Raw genomic sequence first — 536 nt, 5'->3', positions numbered from 1 at the left:
AGTGTTTAAGAACAGGGGCACGTCTTGTGTGGGTGTCCGAAAAACAGGTACTACACTAATTCGCGTGTCCACTGTTATGGGTACATTATATATGGAATTATGAAAAAGGAAAGACTTTTTCGGTTTACCAAATCGCATATGGAACATTGTATGGCTACCGGAATCGAGCGGTCTGGTGTAAAGCGGATACGACTTCATGATCTCCGCCATTCCCATGCCAGTATGCTGGTTGATATGGGGGTGGCTCCATTGGAGATTGCAGAACGCCTTGGACATGAAAAGGTGGAAACCACGTTGAACACTTATTCACATCTGTATCCGTCTACACAGAGTAAATTAGCAGGTTTGCTAGATAAGAAACATGAGGAAGAGGAGGAATAAGCGATGGCTGGTGACAGACATGGAAAACACAACACAACGACCATTTCTTTTCGGGTGAATTCTTATGGTCCTATGTCAAGATTTAGTACAAATTAAAATGAGAAGTTCTGCCTGCTAAGCAGCAGACAGTAACATACCCCTCTCATACAGCTTTT

1 pseudogene is annotated in these 536 nt (G+C 43.1%); it reads left to right on the top strand.

The features are described 5' to 3' along the window. Positions 1 to 87: 87 nt before the first annotated feature. A pseudogene (locus ACTNDQ_RS15430) lies at positions 88 to 381 on the top strand (tyrosine-type recombinase/integrase); the annotation flags it as partial. Positions 382 to 536 lie beyond the last annotated feature (155 nt).

Source organism: Blautia massiliensis (ex Liu et al. 2021) (genome assembly GCF_052064225.1).
GTDB lineage: Bacteria > Bacillota > Clostridia > Lachnospirales > Lachnospiraceae > Blautia_A > Blautia_A fusiformis.
The sequence above is the reverse complement of the archived record's forward strand: the minus strand, read 5'-3'. Positions and strand labels throughout refer to the sequence as shown.